This window comes from Mesorhizobium sp. P2_C4 (assembly GCF_056404575.1).
In genome coordinates this window covers 287,969-312,421 of sequence record NZ_JBFUDT010000004.1, presented here as the reverse complement: position 1 = coordinate 312,421, position 24,453 = coordinate 287,969, and the positions used below count along the sequence as shown (strand labels likewise).

The following is a 24,453-nucleotide window of genomic DNA, read 5'->3' as shown; positions in this document are numbered from 1 at the left end:
ATGAGCGACGTCGCCTATTTCGGCATCCGCCATCACGGGCCGGGCTCCGCTGCCAGCCTGGTGCAGGCGCTGCGCGACCTGCAGCCGGTTGCCGTACTGATCGAAGGACCGAGCGACGCTTCCGCCCTGCTGCCGCTGCTGGCGCGTCCGGAAATGCAGCCGCCGGTGGCGCTGCTCTGCTATCCCGAGGACGATCCGGCAGCGACAAGCTTTTGGCCGTTCGCCGAGTTCTCGCCCGAATACCAGGCGGCGGCGTGGGCGGTGGAGAACAAGGCGGCTCTTCGGTTCATCGACCTGCCGTCATCGGCGCTCTTCGCAGCACCGGCGACCGAAGACATCGACAAGATGGATGACGCCGATGGCGCCGAGCCGAAGGACGAAATCGCCGAGGATAGGGAAACGGCTTCGCATCGCGATCCGATCGGCACGCTGGCTGAGGCCGCCGGTTATGAGGATGGCGAAAGCTGGTGGGCCGACATTATCGAGCAGAACCCGCAGCCAGGCCCGATCTTCGCGGCCATCGCCGATGCGATGACGACACTGCGCGATGGCGAAGGCACGATCGCGCCGTTCGAGGCCAAGCGTGAGGCGCATATGCGCCTCGAAATCGCTGCCGCGCGCAAGGAATTCGATGGACCGATCGCCGTCGTCTGCGGCGCATGGCACGTGCCGGCCCTGCAGGCCACGCACACGCAGAAGAACGACCAGGCGCTGATCAAAGGAATTGCCCGCCGCAAAAGCATCATGACCTGGGCGCCATGGACGGGGCCGCGTCTGGCGCTGGGTTATGGCTATGGCGCCGGCGTCGTCGCGCCCGGCTGGTGCAAGCATCTGTGGCGCACGCGCGAGCGGCGCGATGCCGCGACGCTATGGCTGGCGATGATTGCGGCGGTGCTGCGGGCGAAGGGCCATCTGGTCTCGACCGCGTCGCTGATCGAAGCCGAGCGGCTTGCCCGCACACTGGCCGCCATTCGCGAGCGGCCAAAACCCGGCTTCGAGGAATTGCGCGACGCCGCGATCGCGGCGCTGTTCAACGGCGAAGCGCTGTTGTGGGCGCTGGTTGAGGCCGAGTTGCTGCTGGGCGCCGATGTCGGCGAGATTCCGCCGGATACGCCGCTGGCGCCGCTGATCGAGGATCTGCAGCGCAATCAGAAGGCGGCGCGACTGAAGCCGGAGGCGCTGGAGCGCGAACTGTCCGTCGACCTGCGCAGCGACAGCGGCCTGTTTCGCTCGACGTTGCTGCACCGGCTGAATGTGCTCGGCGTGCAGTGGGGCCGACTGGCCGATGCCGGCCGCAGCCGCGGTACCTTTCGCGAAAAATGGACGCTGGCCTGGGAGCCGGAATATGCCGTGCGCCTGGTCGAGAACCTGATCTATGGCCCGACCATCGAAAAGGCCGCCAATGGCCGCCTGATCCAGATGCTCGGCGCCGCCGCCAGCCTCGACACGCTTGCAGCACTTGTCCAGAGCGCCATCACGGCTGACCTGTCCGAGGCCTCGAGCGCCGGCCTTGCGGCATTGGAGGCGCGCGCGGCGCACAGCAGCGAATGCCTGGAGATGCTGGCCTCGGTGCCGCCGCTCGCCGACATCATCCGCTATGGCGAGGCGCGCAAGACCGAAACCAACCGGCTGTCCGGTTTGTTGGAACGGCTGATCGTCGAAGGCGCGATCGCGCTGCCCTATGCGGTACGCGATCTGGACGAACAGGCCGCCACGACGCTCGTCGGCGCGGTGCGCAAGGCCGACGCGGCAATCCGCCTGGTCGAACCCGGCGAAGATGTGCTCGATGCCTGGCGCAACGGGCTGACCGGCGTGCTAGACGGGCCACGCTCGACGGCGTTGCTCGCCGGCTGCGCGGCGCATCTGCTCTACGAAGCCGGCCAACTGTCGGCCGAAGACGCCGCCGGACTGCTCGGGCGCAGGCTGTCGCCAGGAACGCCGGTGGCGCAGGCGGCGGGGTTCTTCGAAGGCTTCTTCAGCACTGCCGGCCAGCGGCTGATCTATGACGAGGGTCTGCGCGGCGCGGTCGATGCGTGGCTAAAATCCCTCGACGAGGACGCCTTCATCGCGCATCTGCCGCTGCTGCGTCGTGTTTTCTCCAATCTGGACTCGATGGAGCGCCGTCGGTTGATCGAGGCCGTGCTCGGCCGCGCCCAGCGCTTGCCCGCCGGCCTGACGCCGGCGCCGGATGGTGGCGAGGGTTGGCGCAGGCATCTGGAGCGGCTTAGGCCCTTGCTGGCGGGCGGAGCGTGACGATGGAAGACGAGCAAAACGAGGATGGTACCGCCGCATCGGCCGATGGCGGGCGCGAGCGGCGCTGGCGGCTGGCGATCGGTGCCGATGACGAGGCCTCTTCAGCCCTTTCCAGCGACGACAAAAAACTGTCGTCGGCGCTCGATGCGCTTTACGGCGACGGCGCCAATGCCGATGCCGATCCGCGCAAGCGGCGTGGCGGGCTTGGCCGCTCGGCGCCGCGTGTGGCGCAATGGATGGGCGACATCCGCTCCTTCTTTCCTGCTCAGGTCGTCCAGATCGTCCAGAAGGACGCCTTCGAACGGCTGAACCTGAAGCAGATGCTGATGGAGCCGGAATTCCTCAAGGCGATCGAGGCCGACGTCAACCTCGTCGCCGATCTGATTTCGCTGCGCTCGGTGATGCCGGCCAAGACCAAGGACATTGCCCGCACCATCATCACCGACATCGTCGCCAAGCTGATGCAGCGGCTGGAACAGAAGACCGCCGAGGCGATCCGCGGCGCGCTCGACCGATCGAAACGCACCAACCGCCCGCGCCAACGCGATATCGACTGGCCGCGCACCATCTCGGCCAACCTTCGCCATTACCAGCCCGAGCACAAAACCATCGTTCCGGAAAAGCTGGTTGGCTTCATGCGCAAGCAGCGCCGGCTGGTCGATCTTGACGAGGTTGTGCTGTGTGTCGACCAGTCCGGTTCGATGGCGAGCTCGGTGATCTACGCTTCGATCTTCGCGGCAGTGATGGCCTCGCTGCCGGTGGTGCGCACCAAGCTGGTCTGTTTCGACACGGCCATCGTCGATCTGACCGAAGAACTCAGCGACCCCGTCGAAGTGCTGTTTGGCGTGCAGCTCGGCGGCGGCACCGACATCAACCAGGCGGTCGCCTATTGCGCCGACCGCATCGAGCGGCCGACCAAGTCCCACTTCGTCTTGATCACCGACCTCTATGAGGGCGGCAACGGCCAGGAGTTGCTGCGGCGGCTGGCGGCGCTGGTTCGGTCTGGCGTCAATGTCGTGGTGCTTCTGGCGCTGACCGATCAGGGCCGGCCAGGCTACGATCCGGCAATGTCAGGCTCGGTCGCAGCGCTTGGCATACCGGTCTTTGCCTGCACGCCCGACCTGTTTCCCGACATGATGGCGGCGGCGTTACGGCGCGAGGACATCGGCGCCTGGGCGGCGGGCGCCGACATCAAGCTGATCCGCGCCGAGGCGGAGACACCGCAATAGCAGCGGGGCAGCTATTCAAACGAATAGGCAAACCCGTCCGCGGAAGCGCTCACCGTCACCTTGGTCATCTTTTCGCCGTCGAGCGAACGGTTCAGCACGCCGCGGCTTAGTTCCGGCAGTAGCGTGTTGGTCAGGATGGCGTCGATCATGCGGCCGCCGGACTCGATCTCGGTGCAGCGCGCCTTGACCAGATCCATGACGCCGTCGCCGATCACCAGTTCGGCGTCGTGTGTTGCGCGCAGCCGCCGTGCGATCTTGGCGAACTGATGGCGTGTAATGGCCTCGATCATCGAATCCGAGAGCGGGTAGTAGGGTATGGTCACCACGCGGCCGAGGAAGGCCGCGGGAAAGACTTTCAACAGCGGACCGCGCAGCGCCGTGTCGAGGTCGTCGAGCCCGGCGCGCACGGTGCCGTTCTTGGTGCGGTCCATGATGACTTCGGAGCCGACATTCGACGTCAGCAGGATCAGCGTGTTCTTGAAATCGATGCGCCGGCCCTCGCTGTCGTCCATCATCCCCTTGTCGAAGACCTGGAAGAAGATCTCGTGCACGTCGGGATGCGCCTTCTCGACCTCGTCGAGCAGGATCACCGAATAAGGTTTTCTGCGCACCGCTTCGGTCAGGATGCCGCCCTTGCCATAGCCGACATAGCCGGGCGGCGCGCCCTTCAGGGTCGAGACCGTATGCGCCTCCTGGAACTCCGACATGTTGATCGAGATCAGGTTCTGCTCGCCGCCATAAAGCGTTTCGGCCAGCGCCAGTGCTGTCTCGGTCTTGCCGACGCCGGAGGGGCCGCAGAGCAGGAACACGCCGACCGGCTTTTCCGGCGCGCCGAGCCCGGCGCGGCTGGTCTGTACGCGCTTGGCGATCATCTCCATGGCGTGATCCTGGCCGACGACGCGTTCGGACAAAGTCGCGGCGAGCTTGAGCGCCTTTTCGGTCTGGCTGGACAGCATCCGCCCGGTCGGGATTCCGGTCCAGTCCTGGACCACGGCGGCGACCGCATTGCGGTCGACCGACGGCAGGATCAATGGCGTTTCGCCTTGCGCCTCGGCGAGTTCGGCCATCAATTCGCGCAGCCGGGCGAGATCGGCCGCCGGATCGGCTGGAGGAGGTTCGGCCTCCGCAGGCGCCTCGGCGTCGGCCTTGGCTTTGGCAGCCTTGGTCTTGGCCGTTTCAGCCTTGGGCGGCTCTGTCTTGGGCACCTTGGTCTTTTCTTCGTCCGCCGCTGCCGTTTCGGCATCGGCCTCGGGCGCCTCCACCGTATCGAGTGGCACGCCCTCGCCGCGCAGCCTGGCGCGCAATTCGAGGATTTCGGCGACCAGCGCCTTTTCCCGGTCCCAGCGCTCCTGCGCGGCGGCCAGCGTGAGCTCGGTTTCGGCAAGCCCGGTCTCGACCCGTGTCTGCCGGTCGGTCACGTCGATGCCGATCGCCGCCTCGCGGCCGATGATGCCCTGCTCGACCTCCAGCGCCTGACGGCGGCGCAGGATATCCTCGACCTCGGCCGGCGTGGCATGCTGCGATATCGCGACACGCGCGCAAGCGGTATCGAGAAGGCTCACCGCCTTGTCCGGCAATTGCCGTGCCGGGATGTAGCGATGCGAAAGGCCGACGGCCGCCTCGATCGCCTCGTCGAGTATCTGCACCTTGTGGTGCTGCTCCAGCACGCCGGCGACGCCGCGCAGCATCAGAACGGCTACCGCTTCCGACGGCTCGTCGATCTTGACCACCTGGAAACGGCGGGTGAGCGCCGGGTCCTTTTCGATGTACTGCTTGTACTCGGCCCAGGTGGTTGCCGCGATGGTGCGCAGTTCACCGCGCGCCAGTGCCGGTTTCAAAAGATTGGCCGCATCGCCGGTTCCGGCAGCGCCGCCGGCGCCGATCAAGGTGTGGGCCTCGTCGATGAACAGGATGACCGGCGTTTCGGAGGATTGAACCTCGTCGATGACCGCCTTCAGCCGTTTCTCGAACTCGCCCTTGACGCTGGCACCCGCCTGCATCAGGCCGACGTCGAGCATGCGCACGCTGATGCCCTCAAGCGTCGGCGGCACGTCACCCTGGGCGATGCGCAAGGCAAAGCCCTCGACCACCGCGGTCTTGCCCACCCCGGCCTCACCCGTCAGGATCGGGTTGTTCTGCCGACGCCGCATCAGGATATCGATGATCTGCCTTATCTCCGGATCGCGGCCGACGACCGGGTCGATCTTGCCGTCGCGGGCGCGCTGGGTCAGGTCGGTGGCATATTTGGCCAACGCCGAATCCCCACCCGGGGCGCGGCGCGGCGTCTCGGCAGCGGGAACCGCAGTGGTGGAAGCACCACCTTCCAGCGAGCCTTCGACGACATCGGCGAACCGCGCGATGACCGCGTCGGCATCGATCTTGTCGAACTCGCCGCTGATCTTCGACACCAGGCCTTCCAGGACCGGCGTCTTCAGGCAAGCGAGGAGAACATGCGCGCTGCGGACTTCCTCGACGCCGAATTCCAGCGTTGCCAGGTTCCAGGCTTCCTGGATGGCATGAAAGATATGATCGGAAAATTCCTCGATCGAGGTGGCGCCGTAGGGCAGCTTGTCGACGGCGCGGGTCATGTCGCTTGTTAGCCGGCTTGCATCCACCCCGGCATCGGCGATCATCATCTGCACATCCGAGCGGTCGGAAAGCACCAGCTGCTCGATGAAATGGACGAGTTCGACATAAGGATTGCCGCGCAATTTGGCGGCGTCGGCCGCGGCCTTGAAGGCGCGCACACAGACAGGATTGAGCTTACCGACCAGTTCCTTGCGTTTGAAACTCTGCGATGACCGGCGCTGTTCCATCGAACGTGCTCCTGCAATCTGCCTGCCGATAACCTGCCACATAAGCAGTCACTTGACAAAGCGCGTGATTCAGCCGGTTTCTTCCGTTTGTGGAAAGTCCCGCACCCCTGGCTGCAAACAACCACGAAATTACTCCTCTCTATGCGACCCATTTCACATACAGGGTTCGGCAATCAGGCCACGGATTTCGGCACTCAAGACACGGCCGCGTTAGCTTCCGTTAATGTTTTGGGCAGTCGCTGAATTGTGGTAAAGTGCAACGGTGTGATAACGTCGGGTCACATACGGTTTCAGGGCCGGTCGCTGGGGGTAAGGTGTGATTGATCTCGCACTCTGGCTTAATCCGCTCGACGGTGAAAACCCGTCAGGGGCGGACTTGCGCAACGATCCGGCCTTTCATGAGCTGGAGCGCCTCACCGAACCGCAGATCAAGGTCGTCCATGACGGCCGCAACAAGCCCGCCGCGCAATCGACGGTTCCGGTCGACTGGCCTGCCGTGCTTGGCAAGGCGGAGGAGTTGCGTTCGCATGGCCGCGACCTTCGCCTGCTTGTCATCGTCACCCGGGCGCTGGCCAATGAGCAAGGGCTGGCCGGGCTTGCCCAGGGCCTGACCCTGATAGCGCAGACCTTCGATGCGCATTGGGAAACCATGCACCCTGCGCTGCGACCCAGCGCTACGCCACGCGATGCCGCCTTGCGCCGCATCAACGCGCTGCTCGATTTGCAGAACAGCCAGGGGTTACTGGCAGACCTGCGGCAAATGATATTCTTTTCGCCGCGCACGATCGGACCGATCAGTGGACGCGACCTGGAACAAGGCGCGCTCGACGACCGCGTCATGCTGCAGGAAGCGGCGTCGGGATTGAACAATGCCGAAAAGGCAGCGCTGGTCGCCGCTCACGGGCAACTTTTGAACCGGGTGCGCAGCGGCTGCGCGGCGCAGGCCGACCAGGCCAGCGCCGAAATGACGTCGCTGATCGCCGACGCCCAGGCCGCGATCGCGGCGCTCGATGCGGTCGACACAGCGCTCAATGTTCGCGTGGACGGCAGCGGCAGCGCCGTTCCGGAATTAAAGCGGTTTCTGCAGCGTTTGCTGACGACCCTCGAACGGTATTCGGCAGCGGAGACAGTGACGAATGGCGCAGCCAGTCCAGCGCCCGCCCCGGCGGATCCGGGACCGCCGGTCCGAAACGGTCATGGAGCCGAGACAATGGCAAGCTACGCGGAACCGAGTGCGGGGCTCCCCGACAGGATTTCCTCGCGCGACGACGTGGTGAAGTGCCTCGACCTTGTCGTGGCCTTCTACGACCGCACCGAGCCGTCGAGCCCGATCCCGCATCTGGCCCGCCGGGTGCGCCGGATGGTGCACATGGATTTCGTTGAACTGATGGAAGATCTCGCCCCGTCGGGGCTGAAGGAATTCCGGCTGCTGGCCGGCGTTCCCGACGCCAAGAAGACCGCCCAGAAGGATGAAAGGTAACAACACATGCCAGCCGAAAGCAAAGCGAAGGTCATCGAGCGAAATCGCGCCCCGCGCGTGCAGATCGCCTACGATGTGGAAACCTACGGCAGCCCGACGACGATCGAACTGCCGTTCGTCATGGGTGTGATGGCCGACCTGTCGGGCGCGTCACAGACCAGGGAAGCGTCGAAGACGGTTCTGGACCGCTCCTTCGTCGAGACAGACGCCAACCGGTTCCCCAAGTTCATGGAGGCGCTCGGACCCAGGGTCAAGGCGCGGGTAAAGAACACGCTGCCGCAGGCCGAAGGCCAGGAGCGTGACGAAGAACTGGCGCTCGATCTGACCTTCACCAAGATGGGCGATTTCGCACCCGACAAGATCGCCGAGCAAGTTCCGCAACTGGCCGAGATCCTCAAGATGCGGCGCCAGCTGGAGGAACTGCTCGGCTTCATGGACGGCCGGGTCGATGCTGAAAAGCGCATCGCCCAGTTGCTGAACAACCAGCCGCTGCTCGGCCAGATCGCCAGCCAGGCGCTGGCCGACGACAAGGGTGAGGAATAGACCATGGCCGAACAGCAAAAGACCGCAGCAGCCGTCGCCGAGGCCGAAGCCGTCGACCTGGGAGAGTTCAGCCAACTGCTGGAGAAGGACTTCAAGGTCAAGAAGGACGACAGCGAGAAGCTGCAGCAATTGGTGCGCAACCTGGCGCTGGCGGCGCAGTCGCGCTCCGAGACGACAACCATTTCGTCCAACTCGATCAAGTCGATCAAGTCGCTGATCGCCGGCATCGACAAGATGCTGACGACGCAGGTCAACGAGATCCTTCACGCGCCGGAAGTGCGCGAGATGGAAGGCACATGGCGCGGCCTTTGGTATCTCATCAACAACACCGAGACGGATGCGAAGCATCTCAAGATCCGGGTGATGAACATTTCCAAGGAGCAACTGGCCGACACGCTTGAAGACTATGAAGGCCAGATGTGGGACCAGAGCCCGATCTTCAAGAAAGTCTACACGGACGAGTATTCGATGCTCGGCGGCGAGCCGATCGGCTGCGTGGTCGGCGCCTATGAATTCTCGAACCACCCGCGTGACGTCGGCCTGCTGCGCAACATCTCCGGCATCTGCGCCTCGGCCCACACGCCGTTTATCGCAGCCGCCTCGCCGCGCCTGTTCCGCATGGACAGCTGGCAGGAACTGCCGAACCCGCAAGACCTGCAGATGATCGTGAACAATCCGGCCTATGCCTCGTGGCAGTCGCTGCGCGAGAGCGAGGACGCCCGCTATATCGGCCTGACCATGCCGCGCGTTCTGGCGCGGCTGCCCTATGGCGCGGACACCGTCCCCGTGAAGGGCTTCTCCTTCGAGGAAGAGGTGCAGGGCGATCACCACAAATATGTCTGGATGAACGCCGCCTTCCCGATGGGCGTCAACATCAACCGCAGCCACAAGCTCTATGGCTGGGGCACCCAGATCCGCGGCGTCGAGAATGGCGGCACGGTGCTCAACCTGCCGGTGCACTCCTTCCCGACCGATGACGGGTCGATCGCGATGAAATGTCCGACCGAAGTCGCCATCGATGACCGGCGCGAGGCTGAACTGGCCAAACTTGGCCTGATGCCGATCCTGCACCGCAAGAACACCGATCTGGCCGCCTTCATCGGCGCCCACTCGCTGCAGGACGACGAGACCCGCGCCGGACGCCTGGTCGATCCCGACGCCCAGTCCAACGAGCGTCTGAGCGCCAACCTGCCCTATTTGTTCCCGGTCTCGCGCTTCGCGCACTACCTCAAGGCGATCGCGCGCGACAAGATCGGCTCGTTCAAGGAACGCTCCGATATGCAGATCTGGCTGACCGAGTGGATCAACCGCTACGTGCTGGCCAACCCGGCCTTCGCCGACGACAAGGCGCGCGCCAAGCGCCCGCTTGCCGCCGCCGAGGTGCAGGTGGACAGCGTGGAAGGCCGGCCAGGCTACTACAATGCCCGCTTCTACCTGCGTCCGCATTACCAGCTGGAAGGCATCAACGCGTCACTCCGGCTGGTGTCGGAACTACCGTCCGTGAAGACTTGATTTGCAGCAATGACAATTGGTTTTTTTGAAAGCGGTGGAGAAAGACAATGCCTGTAAAGATTGATGGTTTTCTAAAGGTTCCGGATATCAAGGGTCCCAGCACTCGCGACGGCCATGAAGACGAGATCGAAATCCATGGTGTCGACTACAAGATGGTCGCACCCTTCGATCCGAATTCGCTCTCACGCCGTGGCCGCGTGTCCATGGGCATGATCAAATTCATCAAGCACTACGACAAATCCTCGCCCTATCTGAAAAAGGCCTTGTTCGAGAACAAGGCCCTGGACGAGGTGGTGTTCTCGGCGCGACGGACCATCGATGGCGAAACCAGCGACTATCTGGTCGTCACGCTGACCGACGCCTCGGTCATGGAATACGACATGTCGCAGGCCGAGGATGAGGAAGACCTGATCCAGGAAGAAGTCAGCTTCGCCTACAAGAAGATCAAGTTCGTCTATGACGGCAATGATGAAGCCGAAATGGATGTCTATGTCGGCAAGTGAGACGCGGGCAAAGCGTCCCGGCACGGAAAGACCCCAGGCCGGCGGCAGTTCACGGGCCAAGAGCGAGGCGGTCCAGCCTTCCCTTTGGGATCGCCTCGTCAATGATCTGCCCGGCCTGAGTTCGGAGATAGACGGGCTCAAGCGGGCCCTGCAAGAGGAGCTTGGCGAGCAGCGTCTGGAAGAGCTTTTGGCGGACGGTTCGCGGCTGATCGACGCCGACGCCGCGCTGAGCCCCGATCAGAAGCGACGGGTGCATCGGCTGGTGTTTCAGAACCGGCACCGCGGCGAGCTCGAAAGCCGCGGCATCGTGGTTTCGGCGAGCGTGCTGCGCGAGGCGGTGCGACGCGACATCGAGGCGCTGTTCAACACCGAGCGCTTCGAAGCCATGCCGCTGCTGTCCGACCTTGAAAGCGAGCAGATCGGGGACAACCCGCCATCGCTCGCCGATTTTCCGGAGGTCCGGCGCAGCGTGGTCAACTATGGCGTGCCGTCCTTCTCGGGCCGTTCGTCGCGCGACTTCGATCGCGACACGCTGGCGCGCGAAATCCGTGCCGTGCTCGCCACGTTCGAACCGCGTCTCAAGGAGAGCGAGACAAAGGTCACGGTGAACCTTGGCGACAAACTGGGCCTGAAAATCGAGATCGACGCCGTGTTGATCATGACGCCGACGCCGGAGCGCATGCGCCTGCGTACCATGATCAATCTCGACAACGGCATGGCGCGAACCGAATTCAGGGACGCCTGAGATGGATCGGGTCTTCGTCGAATATTACGAGGAAGAACTGACCCACATACGCGGGCTCGCCGCGGAGTTTGCCGATATGCATCCGGCGGTGGCGCGCAATCTGTCGCTCGATACGGTTCCGTGTCCGGATCCCTATGTCGAGCGGCTGCTCGACGGCGTCGCCTTCCTCGCCGCGCGCACGCGGATGAAGGTCGATGCCGAGCGCTCGCGGTTCTCCCGCAGCATTCTCGATGTCCTCTATCCCGACCTGGTCACGCCGGCGCCGGCGACCGCGATGGCGGTGCTGAAACCCGGCCAACAGGTGCAGACGATGCTTGCCGGTCATGTCGTCAATCGGGACACGCGGCTGGTTTCCAGCCTGCAAGCCGGCCTGTCGACACGCTGCACATTCACCACCGCGCAGGAGGTGACGCTGTGGCCGATCGCGATCACCTCGGTCAGCTATTTCCAGGATCGCAGCGCGCTTGCCGCCGCGGGAATAGGCGCGATCGGAAAGCAGGGCGGCGAAGCGGCGCTACGCATCACGCTGGCTCGGACCGGAAAAGGCAAGCTCGACGAACTGGCGCTCGACCGGCTCGATTTGTATTTCGCCAACCGCACCAAGGCGCCGCTTTTGTTCGACGCGATTTTCGGCGCCTGCTCGGCGCTCGGCGCGCGGGCGGAAGGCAAGACCAATCCATTGTCGCCTTTGCCGGCGCCGGAAATGGTCGGCATCAGCGACGCCGAGGCAATGATGCCGCGCACACGACCGACATTCGAGGGCTACCGGCTGCTGCGCGAATATTTCATCATGCCCGAGCGCTTCCACTATGTGCGCGTTTCCGGGCTGCAGCCGGTCGTGCGCAAATGCCAGGCCGGGCTTGAAATCGTCTTTATGTTTCGGCGTCCGGTGCCGGAACTGTCCGACCTGACACCGGCCGATTTCGAACTTTTCGCGACGCCGATCATCAATCTGTTCGAGCGCGAGTGCAACGTCATCGAGCTTGACGCGCGCAAGACGCGGCAGGTGCTGCATGCCGACCGCACGCGGGCGCGGGATTTTGAAATCTACCGGGTCCTGCGGGTCGAGGACGCCGACGCCGAGGGTCCCGACGCCGAGATACCAGAGCTCTTCAGCCTTGGGCAAAACCGCGGCAGCGGCTGGGTGTATTCGACGGAACGGCGTCCGCGTCGGGCAACCGAGGATGAACGGCGCCAGGGCGTGACCCGCACCTCATACACCGGCGACGATGTTTTCCTTGCCGTGTCCCGTCCGGTCGGCAGTACCGCCAGCCGGCCGCTCAAGCGCGTCGACATCGTGGCCCTGTGCACCAATCGCGACCTGCCGATCCTCGACGACACGCCGACCTTGACGCTGGAGGCCGGCGACCCGGTGGAGTCGATCCGGCTGCTCGGCGCCTTGCGTCCGCCGCAGCCGGCGATACCGGCGGCGCTGCCGGCGAGCGCCGAAGGCGAGTCGCGCGCCGACGATCTGGCCTGGCGGCTGGTGTCGCAGCTGGCGCTCAATTTCCTCAGCCTCGCCAAGGAGGGTCGCGGAGTCGACCCGCTGCATGCCCTGCTCGATCTCTATGCCGATCGCGGCGATCCCGGGCTCACCCGCAATGTGCGCTCGATCGTGCGCATCGACTCGCGTGCGGTGATCGAAAGGCTGGCGATCGAAGGGCCGATGTGTTTCGGACGCGGCACCGAAGTGACGCTGCATGTGGACCAGTCGGTGCTGGCCGGGCAAAGCACGCTTTTGCTTTCGGCCCTGCTGGCGCGGCTGTTTGCCCGTCACGCCGGAATAAACGGGTTCGTGCGGACCCGCACGCGGTTGCTCCAGAAACAGGAGGATGTGCCATGGCCGATGACGCCCGGCAATCGCTACCTGATCTAGCGCAGCCCGTTCCGGACCAAGCCGAAGCGCTGTCGGCAGCGTTCGACTTTTTCGAACTGCTGCGCCGGCTGGAACGGCGCGGTGGCCTGTTCGGCCATTCCGGCCGGCCGGACCGCGAGCCGGCACGGCTCGGCCAACATGTGCGTCTGGCCTTCTCGGTCCAGGACGTGGTCGAATTCCTTGAACCGACGGACAAGGCGCCGGCCCGGGTCACGGTTGCAAACCTTGGCCTGCTCGGCCCCGAAGGCCCGATGCCGCTGCATCTGACGCGCTGGGTGCTCGATCGCCTGTCGCAGCGCTGGTATGGCGGGGCCGACGCCTTGCAGACGAGCGACACGACATTCGTCAACTTCGTCAACATCCTGCAGCACCGCATGATCGCCCTGTTCTATCGCGCCTGGGCGGATGCGCATCCGGCGGTGCAGGTCGAACGCGCGGTCGGCGGCCGCGTCCGCTCCATGTTGCAGTCCATGGCCGGCATCGGACTTCCGGGCACCCAGAATGCCGAGCTTGATGCGGTGAAGCTTCGCCAGGCCGCGTCGCTGGCTGCCCAGGTCGACGGCCCCGAACGGCTGACCCTGTTCCTCGCCGAAGCCTTCAAGATGAAGGTCGTGCTCAAGGAGTTCGTCGCCGCCTGGATGACCATACCCGCGGCACTGCAGACCCGTCTCGCCGGGGCCTACGCCTCGCTTGGCCGCAGCGCAACGATCGGTCCGCGCAGCTTCAGCCGGCAAAGCCGGATCGAACTTCGCATCGGTCCACTCGGATACAAGGACTACAAGGCTTTCCTGCCGGGTGGTGAGCGCCTGAAGCTGCTGAAGCAGGCGGTGCGCGATCTGGTCGGCGAAACGCTCGACGTCGACCTCAGGATCGTGCTTGCCGGCGAGGCCGTGCCGCCGGCCAGGATCGGCACCGTACAGCTTGCCCGGACGGCCTGGCTTGCGCGCCCCGCTGAAAGGGGAGATGCTGACGACATGCGGCTGCGCACCATAGTCGGGTGGCGGCCGGAAACGGCGGGAGTGGCGGCATGAGCTTGCTACTGACGCTCGAGCAAGGACCGCGCGCGCAAGTGACGCGACAGGCTCGGCTGGACGAAGGTGAGTTGGTGATCGGCCGCAGCTCCGACGCGGACTGGCAGATCAACGATCCCGACATGTTCGTTTCCCGCGCCCACTGCAAGATCACCGGCAGACAAGACGGATATTTCGTCACCGACACTTCGAGCAGCGGGCTGTTCATAAACGATTCCGACAGCCCGCTGGGGCCGGGAAATTCGACGCGCCTGCAGAACGGCATGCGGCTGAGACTGGGCGACTATGTGGTCTGGGTCGATCTGCAACCAGCAGCGGCCAAACCAGTGGCTTCCAGGCCATCGACGACAGAAATGCAACCACCGGCCTCGCGGGTGCCGGTCAGCATCGGCCGCGACGATTTCTTTTCGGCCACGACCGAACAGGAACCCGGGCGGCCGCGCCCCGCCGACCTGCCCAATCCGTTCGAGCAGCCAACCCCCGGCGCGTTCGAACGCGCGCGTTCGGCTGAACGCAGTTCGCCGGCTTTCGACGATCCCTTCAGCCTCGACCCGGTGGCGACGCCTGCCGCCAATGCAGGCATCGACGGTGGCAGGCGCGGCAGCCCGCTGTTCGACGATCCATTCGGCCTCGATCCCGCCGCTCCAGAGCCGAAAGAGGTGGGCAAAGCGGCTGCCGACAAGCGGCCGGCATTCGATGACGGTTTTGGCTTCGGCCCTGCCGGGATAACCGCCCCCATCAATGGCACCGACACGGCCGGGACGAGCGAAATCGCCGCCGGGGCGCCCTCCCCGGCGCCATGGGATTTGCCTGGTGGCAAGGTCGAGCCGTCTCCCTTGCCACCGCAACGCGCCGCTGCCAGACCCGGTGCGGCGCAACCGCCGGCCAGACAATCCGACGCGGCGCTGCGCGCCGCATTCCTGCGCGGCATGGGCATCGACGAAGCCGACTTTCCCGGTCGCGATGCGGTGGCCGAGATGGAGAAATTCGGCCGCGAATATCGCATGATGATGGAAGGCCTGATGCAGCTTCTGCGCAAACGCGCCGAAGAGAAGGGCAACGCCCGCGTCGCGCAAACCGTCGTCGGCGCGTCCGAAGTCAATCCGCTCAAATTCCTGCCCTCGGTGGACGACGCCCTGGTGACCATTCTGGCGGATCGCAGCCCCGGATTTCTCGGCGCCGAAGCGGCGATCGCGGATGCCGTGCGCGATCTGGCGCAGCATCATGTTCGCGCCTGGCGCGGTGTGCAGGGGGCGCTGCGCCGGATGATCGACCGCTTTGACCCGGCGGCGATCGAAGAGGAGCTGAAATCGAGCTCGGCGATCGGCACGCTGTTGACCGGCGGGCGTGGCGCCAAGCTGTGGGAACTCTATCAAAAACGCCACCGCGAAATCGCCCAAAGTGCGGAGACGCGCTTCCTGGGAGAAATCGGCACTGATTTTCGTGATGCATATGAGGAGGAGTGAGACATGATCGATAGACGCGAATTCATCGTCGCCCTGGGGGCAACCGGATTGCTTACAGCCTGCCAAAGCGGGCCGCCGAAACCGTCGGTGATTACGGTCAACGTGACCGGCGGCGCCGGCATGAACCCCGGACCGGGCGGCGGCGACAGGCCGGTGACGGTGCTGGTCATGCGGCTGCGCAGCACCGGCAAGTTCAATTCGGCCGACTACTTCGCCCTGCAAGGCGACGCCGGCTCGGCACTTGCCGGCGATCTCATCGGCTCCGACCAGATCGCCGTTGGACCGGGCAAGAGCGCGTCGAAGACGATCACGGTTGAGCCGGACGCGGCGGCGCTTGGCTTCGTTGCGCTGATCCGCGAACCTGGCGGACACAACTGGCGCACGACCAAATCTGTTTCGGCGGGATCGAAATTCACCGTCAATGTGACGCTGGGCAGCGGCGGCATTTCCGCCTAGCGCGACCAAAGGCAGGGATATTATGCAAAGAGTGGCGGCATGAGTGACGCAAACAGGGTGCTGTGGTCGGAAGGCCTGTTTCTGCGGACCCAGCATTTCCAGCAACAGGATCGCTTTTTCGAAGCGACGGTGCGCGGCGCGTTGCAGGCCGGGCAGTTGCATACGTTCGGCTTTCGAACGCTGACGCTCGACCCGGCCTTGCTCGACGCCGGCCAGATCTCCGTGCTGACGGCGCGCGGTATCTTTCCCGACGGAACGCCGTTCGCGATCCCCGACACGATGGACGCGCCCCGGCCGCTCGCGATCACGCCAGACATGGGCGAGGGACCGGTGCTGATCGCCCTGCCCCTCGAGCCGCCCGAAGGCGTCGGCTTCGACCCTGCCCATGCCGAGCCGTCCGGCGCACGCTATCGCGGGCGGATCGTCTCGGTGCGCGATGCCGTGCATGGCGGCTCCGATCCCGAGGAAATCGAGATCGCGCGGCCGCAGGCCGTGCTGCTGGCGCCCGGCAAAACGGTTGGCGGCTACACGGCGCTGCCCGTAGCCGAGATCAAGGGCGTTCGCGCAGATGGCGGGGTGGCGCTGGACGACACGTTCCTGCCGCCGACCTTGGTCATCGGCGCGGCCTCCTGGTACAGCCGGCTGCTGCAGGAGGTGGTCACCGGTCTCGATCAGATCGCCGAAGCGCATGGCAAGATGGTGCTGGGCGGCCCGGGGCGCAGCGTCGAGGACCTTTTGATCCTCAATCTGGTCAACGCCGCGCGGCCGCGGCTGGCGCACATGCTGGCACAGGACGTCTACCATCCGTCCGAGGTCTACATGGAACTTGCCGGTCTCGCCGGTTCGATGGCCACCTACGGCTCGAGCGCGCGGCGCCTGGGCGAGTTGCCGGTCTATGATCACATGGCGCCGGGTCCTGCCTATTCGGCGCTGGCGGACGCGCTGCGCTCGCTCATCCTCAGCCTGCGCTACATCGAGCCGAAGTCGCGCGCTCTGCCGGTCATGCGCCATGCCACCAATGTCTGGAAAATCCGCATCGACAACCCCAAGCTGCTGGTGGCGAGCCGGATCGTCGTGCGCATCGGATCCGAGCTGTCGGAGGATGCGCTGCGCAAGATATTCGTCAACCAGGCGACCGTCGGCTCGGCCAGCGAATTCGAGGGGCTGTGGAAGTCGCGCCTGCCGGGCATCCCGCTGAAGCCACTGCATTCGCAACCACGCGAAATCCCCTATGACGGCGACCGGCTCTGCCTTGAACTCGACCAGAAAAGCGAGCACTGGGCCTCGCTTCTCGAAGCGCCCGGTTTTGTGATCGGCGTTTCGGGCGTTCTGCCGAGCGAACCGCAGGTCGACTGCTACTCGGTCAACAGGTGAGATGATGAGCCGCGACGATCCTTTCGGACTGTCCGAGGATCGCGAGCGTACGCGCATACGCCTTGGCGGACCGCCGGCGCCGCGTGCGATGCCGCTGTCGCCGTCAGCCGCCTTTGCGAAGCGCACGCGCGCGCACCCGAACATGCTGGTCAACGCGTTCTCGCCTTTGCTGGAATTTGCGCCCGAACTGGAAAACGCGCTGCCGCCGGAGAATCCCGAAGCGCTGCGGACAAGACTGCTCGAAGAGCTTGTGCGCTGCCGCGACGCCACCATGGCGGCCGGCTCTTCGCTTGAACGGGCCGATCAGGCAGCCTGGCTGGTGGCCGCCCTTCTCGATGACCTGGCGCTGAACACGCCCTGGGGCGGCGCCAGCGCATGGCCGCGCCAGCCACTGGTGGTCATGCTGCGCGGCGACGTCGATGCCGGCGCGCAGTTCTTTGCGCGTCTCGAAGAGCTGGAGCGTCACCCCAACCGGGATCGCGACATGCTGGAATTGCAGTACCACTGCATGGCGCTCGGCTTTCGCGGCAAGTATCGCGTGCCTGGCCGCTCCGGCGACCGCTCGCTCAATGCCGTTCGCGTGGCCGCCGCACGTTTCCTGCGCGACACCGACGCCGAAGGGGCGCCGCTGTCGCCGAACTGGAAAGGCGTCATCGCCTCCGACGAGCCACAGCGCTTCATCATCCCGATCTGGGTGATGGCAGCGGCCGCGGCAGTGATTGCCACGGCGGTCTATGTCGGGCTGTCGATGGGGCTGAGCAGCCAGGCGGTGGAGCTTTCGGCGCTGGTGCGCGCGCTGCCACCGCCCAATCGCACCGAAGTCACGCGCGCTTCGCCGAAGGTCGAGCCGCCGCCACTGCAAACCGTGGATTTTGCGCTGCTGCCGGAATTCCAGGCAGCGGCACCTGCCGATCTCAGGTCGGCTCTCAAAGGCACCGAGAGCGTCTCGCTGGCAAAACTGTTCATTCAGGCTTCCAACCCCGAACTGTTCCAATCGTCGCGCGCGCAACTGACCGAAGGGTTCGAACCGCTCATCGCTTCGATCGCCAAGGTGATCCTCGAGAACCAGGAGCTGATCGGAAAGATCACCGTGGTTGGTCATACCGACGGTATTCCGCTGCAGAAGACCAATCCCCTGTCCACCAATCAGCGACTGTCGGAAGCCCGCGCTGCGGCGATCGCCGACATGCTGGTCCAGAATGGCGTGCCGCAGGATCGCGTCCGGTCCGAAGGCCGGGCCGCCACCGATCCGGTAGCCGACGACAGTACGCGCGAAGGCCGGGCCTTGAACCGTCGCCTCGAAGTGCTGGTCGAGAAGAGGCTGTGACATGTTCATCCTGCGCTTCCTCTGGGCAGTCCTGACATCTCGCTTCCTGTGGACGCTGATTGGTCTCGCGCTGCTTTCGCTGATCATCTGGGTGTTCGGCTCGATCGTCAGGGTCGGCGACTACGTGCCGATGGCGTCGGATACGGTGCGCATCGTCATCATTGCGCTGCTGGTGATCTTCTGGCTGATCTGGTTGATCGTCGCGCAGCGCCGCGCGATCCGCGCCAACCGCATGTTCGTCGCCGAAATTTCCGCCCCGGTGGAGGAAAAGCGGCTCAGCCCCGGTGAGGAGAGTGTCGCCGCGGTCGGCGCCAAGTTCCAGGACGTGATGGTCGAGCTGAAGCGGCGCAAGCTCGGCGGCCGCAAGTTCCTGCGCGAAATGCCGTGGTACGTGATTGTCGGCCCGCCGGCGACCGGCAAGACGACGGCGTTGCGCCAGTCTGGGCTCAACTTTCCGATCGACCTGACGGATGATCTGCAAGGGATCGGCGGGACGCGCAACTGCGACTGGTTCTTCTCCGAAAACGCGGTGATGATCGACACCGCCGGCCGCTACGTGCAGCAGGAGAGCCAGCCGGACGTCGACGCCGTAGAATGGCTGGGCTTCCTCGACCTGTTGAAGAAGCATCGCGGCCGCCGCGCGCTGAACGGCGTCATCGTCGCGCTTGGGATCGATGCGCTTTCCGAGGGCGACGAAGCCGTCAAGGCGCATGGCCGCAAGATCCGCCGGCGGCTGGCGGAACTTGAGGAGCGGCTCGAAATCCGCCTGCCGGTCTATCTGATGCTGACCAAGGCCGATCTCATCAAGGGGTTCGAGGCCTTCTTCGGCGGCCTGTCGACGGCGGCGCGAGAACAGGTCTGGGGAACGACCTTTCCGCTCGACGCGCGCGTCGACGCCAAGACGATCGCGGGCGAAATCTCGACGCTGTCGAGGGAGCTCGAAAAGCGGCTGGTGCCGCGGCTGGAAGACGAAGACAAGCTCGCCGAGCGCGCCGAGATCTTCCGCTTTCCGGCGCAGCTGCAGAGCCTGTCCGAACCGATCCAGGTGCTGGTCGAAGCGATGTTCGGCGAGAGCCGCTACGAAGAGGCCGCCTGGCTGCGTGGCCTCTATCTGACATCGGCGACGCAGGAAGGCGCACCGATCGACCGGCTGACCGCGGCACTCGCCTCCTCCTTCGGCCTGCCGGCGCGCCGCTCGATGCCGACGCCGCGTTTCGAAAAGCGCAGCTTCTTCCTGAAGAACCTCTTGACCGAGGTGATTTTCAAGGAAGCCGGGCTCGGCACGTTCGACCCGCTGGCGCAGCGCCGCCGCGCCTGGATTTGGCGCGGTGCAGCGGCCGCATGTGCCGCCGCTGCCCTGCTGGCCGGCGGCGTGTTCACCTGGTCCTATTATGACAACCGCAACGCGATCACCGCCCAGGCAAGCCAGTTCGTGGCGCTGCAGGCGCCGCTGACCGCGGCAGCCGCAAGCCCGGCCTCGGTCGAGCAGCCGGCGATCGACGGCGCCCTCAATGCACTGGCCGAGGTCGCCAATGCCAGGACGGCGGCGCCCGACAATGCACAGGATCTGTTTGGCCCCTCGGCCTCGGCGGAACTGGTGCGGGCGCAGACGGACACTTACGACCATGCGCTGCGCAACGTGCTCGAGCCACGCATGGTGGCGCTGCTCGAGGCGACCATGTGGCGACAGATCCGCGATCCGGATTTCATGCTGGGCGCCCTGAAGACCTATCGCATGATGACCGGCCTGTCGCAGATGGACCCCGATTTCGTGCAGAACTGGTGGGTGAACGACCTGCCCGAATTCGCGCCGGCCGCACCTTTTCCGACCGCTGACGCCGAAGAGCACCAGCTTGCCGCGATCCGCCGCATGGCGGTCGACGACAGCTACACCAAGCCCGACCAGGCGCTGGTTGCCGAAGCGTTGAAAACGGTTTGCACGGTTTCGCTGCCGGCGCGCGCCTACAAGCAATTGCTGGCCGATCCGGCGGTCGCAGAACTGAAGGAGTGGATCCCCGCGAATTTCGCCGGCCCCAACGGCGCCAAGGTGTTTGCCCGCCGCTCCGACAAGACGCTGCGCGTCGGCATTGCCGGCGCTTACACCTATGCCGGTTTCCATGACGCCATCCTTGACCGGGTCGAGGATGTCGCCGCCCAGGCGGCGCTCGACCGCGCGGTCTTTGCCGGCGGCTGTTCGGAAAATTCCGAGACCTCGGTGTCGGCGCTGTCGGAAGATATTCTGAAGCTCTATTACGACGACTACATCGCGCAGTGGGACAGTTTCCTGCGCGACATGAGGCTGGCGCCGCTGACCGATCTGAACGTCGCCAGCGAGAATCTGAAGGACCTTTCCAGCGCCGATTCCGCATTGAAGCGGCTGGTGACGGCGGTCGTTCAGGAGACGGAACTCACCCGCTCGGACGAGGCGCCCGCGGGAGACGACAAGGCCGCCGCGAAAGGCGGCTCGAAACTGCTCGGCAAGCTGGGCAAGCTGGGCAAGATCGTCAAGGTCGGGGCAAAACTGCTGCCCCGCACGGGATCTGCCGGCGAAGTGGACCTGACTGGCACGCTGGTCGCCGAACATTTCAAACCGCTCAAGGGCGCCATTGCCGAGGTCGACGGCCAACCGCCGGCGCTTGACGCCGCGGTGGTGGCGCTGACGGCATTGTCCAACGTGTTGCAGACGGTCACCGCCAATCCGGATCCTCAGGACGCTATCAAGAAACAGGGCGGCCTCGCCGAATTGACCGGAGCCGTCGCCCGGCAGGCGCAGATCCTGCCCGATCCGATCGACGACTGGCTGGGCGGCATCGCCGGCGACACCAGCGGCCTGACGCAGAAAGCGGTGGCATCGGAGCTCAACGCCATCTGGCGCGCCGACATCCTGCCATTCTGCCAGGCTGCGCTCAACGACCGCTATCCGTTCAGTCCCGACAGCGCGGTCGATGTGAATGTCAAAGATTTCGCCCGCCTGTTCGGACCGGCCGGGCTGATCGATGCCTTCATCAACGATCATTTGATCGGCTATGTCGACACCTCGGCGCAGCCATGGAAATGGCGCGCCGATTTCGGCCTCGATCCGTCCGCGCTCGCTGCCTTCGAGCAGGCCAGGCGGATCCGCGACGATCTCTTTCCCGGCGGCCAGGGTCCGGTGATGAGTTTTACGCTGGAACCGAAGGACCTGTCGCCCAACGTCACCCGGGTGACGCTCAATCTCGATGGCCAGAACCTCGTCTATTTCAACAACGCGACGCGGCCGCAGCCGATGACCTGGCCCGGCAAGGACGGCACCGGCGTCATCTCGCTCGCCTTCCAGCCGATCGACGGCTCGCCCGAAATCATGCTCAACGAGACCGGCAGCTGGGCCTGGCTGAGGATGCTGAAGGGCGGCCGGTTCACCGGAACCTCGCTGTCCGACGTCTATAGCCTGCGGCTGGGAACGAAAGGCCTGTACGCCGATTTCGAGCTCAAGGCCGCCAGCGTCGAGAACCCCTACAACCTCCAGATGTTCAAGAAATTCTCATGTCCGCCGCAGATATGAACACCGGCTTCTTCGGCAAGATTCCGGCGACCGGAGATTTCGTCACCGCGAACCTGCCACGGACCTTCATCGACCGCTGGGATCGGTGGATGTCGATGGAACTGCGCGAGAGACCGGACCAGGGAGAATTGGATTCGCGTGTCTGGCGCTTCACGGTGCCGGCTGGCATCTTCTGCGATCAGCCTTGTGCCGGCGCGTGGCGGATGAGCGAGGACCGCGTAGGGCGCAGATATCCATTCGTGGTCGCCGCCGTGGGATGCTCGCCCCGCATGGACGACGAATGGTTCGATACGGTGTCCGGGATCGCAGGTGACGCGGTGTCGCGCTACTGGACGAGTGCCATAGTCGCCGAGCGGATCAAAGCGGTTCAGCCGCCGCCAGCCAACCATGTGGAGCCCAAGATCGTCTTCTGGTGCGACAGCTGGAGCGTCCACGAATGCCATTTCAAAGATATTCATGATCTGGCCGACAACGGGCTGCCCGTCATGCGCACAGTGCCTCTGCCGGTGGGGGAAAGCTGATCATGGCCATTACCGTCTTCGCCGAGAACATGGGATTTTTCCACAAGGGCAGCAATGGCAAGGGCATCGCGCCGGGTGATGTCTGTCTGTCGCCGCCGTCACCGCCGGCAGGCCCGGTTCCGGTGCCCTATGTCAATATGCTGTCCTCCTCCGACCTGTCGAATGGCACTAAAAGCGTCAAGATCGACGGCGAGCCGACGGCGATCGAGAATTCTTCAGAGATATCGACCAGCACCGGCAACGAGCCGGCAACCCAGGGTCTTGGCGCCGGCGTGATCACCCACAAGATCAAAGGCAAGGGCGTCTTCAAACTGTGGTCGTTCACGGTCAAGGCGGAGGGCAAGGGGGTCGACCGCCACGGCGACATGATGGCTCAGAACACGGCCAGCGATCTGCCCAACTGTATCGACCAGACGGCGATCAATACCTTCAAGGCACTGCTGAGACGCAAGGGTATCGCGCCCGGCCCCTGCCCGAGCAAGCCTTACGACGCGACGGTCCACAGGCCGGACAAGGATCCTTCCCCGGCGCAGAAGAAGGCAGTCCGCAACAAACCATGCTGGGAATGCAAGCGGGACGACAAACGGGTGAAGCGCGCTCACTGGCGCACCACGCGAGCGAGTGGTGGACCGATTGTACGATACGAGGATCCCGTCCACGGAAAAGATATGGCGCGCGGCAAAGGCCATATGACTCACGATCACCAGCCGCCGCTGTGCGTGGCTTGGGCGCTTGGCGGATGCAATATGAAACTTGCGGATTTTAAGAAGTATTTTGAACGGGCAAGCAGGGTCAAACCTCACTGTGAAGCGCATTTTCGCAGTCAGGGAAGTCAGGCCGAAGCCTATGCGGCCAAGCTGTAGGGAGAGGTGAGCGTGATCGTGATCGCCAAGAGCTACGACGACATCCAGCAGCGCTACATCGCCGAACTGCGCGCCCTCCTGCCTGAAATCAAAGCCTGGTGGAGCGGGATCGTCGCAGCCGAAACCTTCGATGTGATCTCGCTCATCTGGCCGACTGGGATTTCCGGGCACCCGCGTTTTCTGCATGTCTTTCGGACGCACTATTTCGAGGTGGAGAACCTGAACCGAAAGAACGAGCACGAATTCGTCGAGCAGGCCGAGAAGTCGCCCGAGGAAAAATGGGGTGTCGACGACCCTGGCGACAGCCCCCGCTATGCCGGCCACATAGACTTGCTGGTCGATGATATCCCCAGCAAGGCGCCCGATCTGGCAGAAGTGGTCAACGGCTTCATTTTCGTACCAATCGGGATTGACCAGGACGAAGAGATCACCTGATGGCGCTGATCACCTATTTTGAAACCGACCGCGGCATTCGCCGCCTGCTATGCCAGCCCGGCTACGTCGAGCCTCGGGATGCGAAAATCGCGGCGCGCAAGCTTACTCAGAGTTCCGGGCGGCACCAGGAACTTTTCGACGGCTACCTGGAAGACATTCAAATGGCCTACGAAATCGCGGTGCCCTGGTGGGCCGACACGGTCAAAGCGCAACAACAGGAAGGGTTGGATCGCGACGAGGCTATCCGCAAGGCGTTCAACAAACGCGCCGCCGGCGCTGCCGCGCATGGGAACGTGGTCTGGATCGTACGCAATTACTGGCTCGATTGCTGCGACGCCAACAAGAACTCTGGAGAGGTCGTCTATCCCGAAACCCTGCTTCTGCAATGGCTGATCGACGCCAAGAAGAAGGAACTGGTGCGCCTGATCGCCTGTATGCCGTACTGGCCGATCGGCATGGATGAGAACAGAGCCTGGTGTTGA

Annotated in this window: 19 protein-coding genes; 18 read left to right on the top strand and 1 reads right to left on the bottom strand. The window is 64.5% G+C overall.

Going from position 1 to position 24,453, the window contains the following annotated elements:
• Both AC1DX6_RS17905 and AC1DX6_RS17900 read left to right on the top strand, forming a co-directional pair.
• Complete coding sequence (locus tag AC1DX6_RS17905) at positions 1–2,253, top strand: DUF5682 family protein (protein WP_477315635.1); 2,253 nt, start codon at positions 1–3, stop codon at positions 2,251–2,253.
• A 2-nt stretch (positions 2,254–2,255) separates the two neighbouring features.
• On the top strand, positions 2,256–3,482 hold the full coding sequence (locus AC1DX6_RS17900; RefSeq protein ID WP_477315633.1) for a VWA domain-containing protein: 1,227 nt from the start codon (positions 2,256–2,258) through the stop codon (positions 3,480–3,482).
• Between the two features lie 11 nt (positions 3,483–3,493).
• Here AC1DX6_RS17900 and tssH read toward each other — a convergent pair whose 3' ends face one another.
• On the bottom strand, positions 3,494–6,298 hold the full coding sequence (tssH, locus tag AC1DX6_RS17895) for a type VI secretion system ATPase TssH (protein ID WP_477315631.1): 2,805 nt from the start codon (positions 6,296–6,298) through the stop codon (positions 3,494–3,496).
• 316 nt (positions 6,299–6,614) lie between these two features.
• Between tssH and tssA the strand changes: the two genes are divergently transcribed.
• From tssA to AC1DX6_RS17815, 16 genes are read left to right on the top strand one after another with little or no spacing between them, the layout of a single operon-like run.
• The gene (gene tssA / locus AC1DX6_RS17890; RefSeq protein ID WP_477315629.1) at positions 6,615–7,778 is read left to right on the top strand and encodes a type VI secretion system protein TssA; all 1,164 of its coding nucleotides are present in this window, start codon (positions 6,615–6,617) and stop codon (positions 7,776–7,778) included.
• Positions 7,779–7,784: 6 nt separating this feature from the next.
• Positions 7,785–8,321, top strand: coding sequence for a type VI secretion system contractile sheath small subunit (gene tssB / locus AC1DX6_RS17885; RefSeq protein ID WP_477315627.1), 537 nt, complete (start codon positions 7,785–7,787; stop codon positions 8,319–8,321).
• Positions 8,322–8,324: 3 nt separating this feature from the next.
• A complete protein-coding gene (gene tssC, locus AC1DX6_RS17880; RefSeq protein WP_477315625.1) occupies positions 8,325–9,833 on the top strand; it encodes a type VI secretion system contractile sheath large subunit in 1,509 nt (502 codons plus the stop codon).
• 47 nt (positions 9,834–9,880) lie between these two features.
• Entirely contained in the window at positions 9,881–10,336 is a 456-nt protein-coding gene (locus AC1DX6_RS17875) for an Hcp family type VI secretion system effector (protein ID WP_477315623.1), read from the top strand.
• Complete coding sequence (gene tssE, locus AC1DX6_RS17870) at positions 10,323–11,081, top strand: type VI secretion system baseplate subunit TssE (protein ID WP_477316458.1); 759 nt, start codon at positions 10,323–10,325, stop codon at positions 11,079–11,081. The genes AC1DX6_RS17875 and tssE overlap by 14 nt, the downstream gene beginning before the upstream one ends.
• 1 nt (position 11,082) lies before the next feature.
• Positions 11,083–12,957, top strand: a complete 1,875-nt coding sequence (gene tssF / locus AC1DX6_RS17865; RefSeq protein WP_477315621.1) for a type VI secretion system baseplate subunit TssF — start codon at positions 11,083–11,085, stop codon at positions 12,955–12,957.
• Positions 12,921–13,988, top strand: a complete 1,068-nt coding sequence (tssG, locus tag AC1DX6_RS17860) for a type VI secretion system baseplate subunit TssG (RefSeq protein WP_477315619.1) — start codon at positions 12,921–12,923, stop codon at positions 13,986–13,988. The genes tssF and tssG overlap by 37 nt, the downstream gene beginning before the upstream one ends.
• Positions 13,985–15,454 carry a type VI secretion system-associated FHA domain protein TagH gene (tagH, locus tag AC1DX6_RS17855; RefSeq protein WP_477315617.1) on the top strand — a complete coding sequence of 490 codons (1,470 nt, stop codon included), beginning with the start codon at positions 13,985–13,987 and terminating at the stop codon, positions 15,452–15,454. The genes tssG and tagH overlap by 4 nt, the downstream gene beginning before the upstream one ends.
• Positions 15,455–15,457: 3 nt before the next feature.
• Positions 15,458–15,910, top strand: a complete 453-nt coding sequence (gene tssJ, locus AC1DX6_RS17850; RefSeq protein ID WP_477315615.1) for a type VI secretion system lipoprotein TssJ — start codon at positions 15,458–15,460, stop codon at positions 15,908–15,910.
• Between the two features lie 39 nt (positions 15,911–15,949).
• Entirely contained in the window at positions 15,950–17,284 is a 1,335-nt protein-coding gene (tssK, locus tag AC1DX6_RS17845; RefSeq protein WP_477315613.1) for a type VI secretion system baseplate subunit TssK, read from the top strand.
• A gap of 4 nt (positions 17,285–17,288) precedes the next feature.
• The gene (icmH, locus tag AC1DX6_RS17840) at positions 17,289–18,611 is read left to right on the top strand and encodes a type IVB secretion system protein IcmH/DotU (RefSeq protein ID WP_477315611.1); all 1,323 of its coding nucleotides are present in this window, start codon (positions 17,289–17,291) and stop codon (positions 18,609–18,611) included.
• A gap of 1 nt (position 18,612) precedes the next feature.
• A complete protein-coding gene (gene tssM, locus AC1DX6_RS17835) occupies positions 18,613–22,152 on the top strand; it encodes a type VI secretion system membrane subunit TssM (protein WP_477315609.1) in 3,540 nt (1,179 codons plus the stop codon).
• Positions 22,134–22,673, top strand: a complete 540-nt coding sequence (gene tagF, locus AC1DX6_RS17830; protein WP_477315607.1) for a type VI secretion system-associated protein TagF — start codon at positions 22,134–22,136, stop codon at positions 22,671–22,673. Before tssM ends, tagF begins: the two co-directional genes overlap by 19 nt.
• Before the next feature lie 2 nt (positions 22,674–22,675).
• Positions 22,676–23,536, top strand: a complete 861-nt coding sequence (locus AC1DX6_RS17825) for a DUF4150 domain-containing protein (protein ID WP_477315605.1) — start codon at positions 22,676–22,678, stop codon at positions 23,534–23,536.
• 12 nt (positions 23,537–23,548) lie between these two features.
• The gene (locus tag AC1DX6_RS17820) at positions 23,549–23,971 is read left to right on the top strand and encodes a hypothetical protein (protein ID WP_477315603.1); all 423 of its coding nucleotides are present in this window, start codon (positions 23,549–23,551) and stop codon (positions 23,969–23,971) included.
• Positions 23,971–24,453: a hypothetical protein gene (locus AC1DX6_RS17815; RefSeq protein WP_477315601.1), complete on the top strand. Its 483-nt coding sequence runs from the start codon at positions 23,971–23,973 to the stop codon at positions 24,451–24,453. Before AC1DX6_RS17820 ends, AC1DX6_RS17815 begins: the two co-directional genes overlap by 1 nt.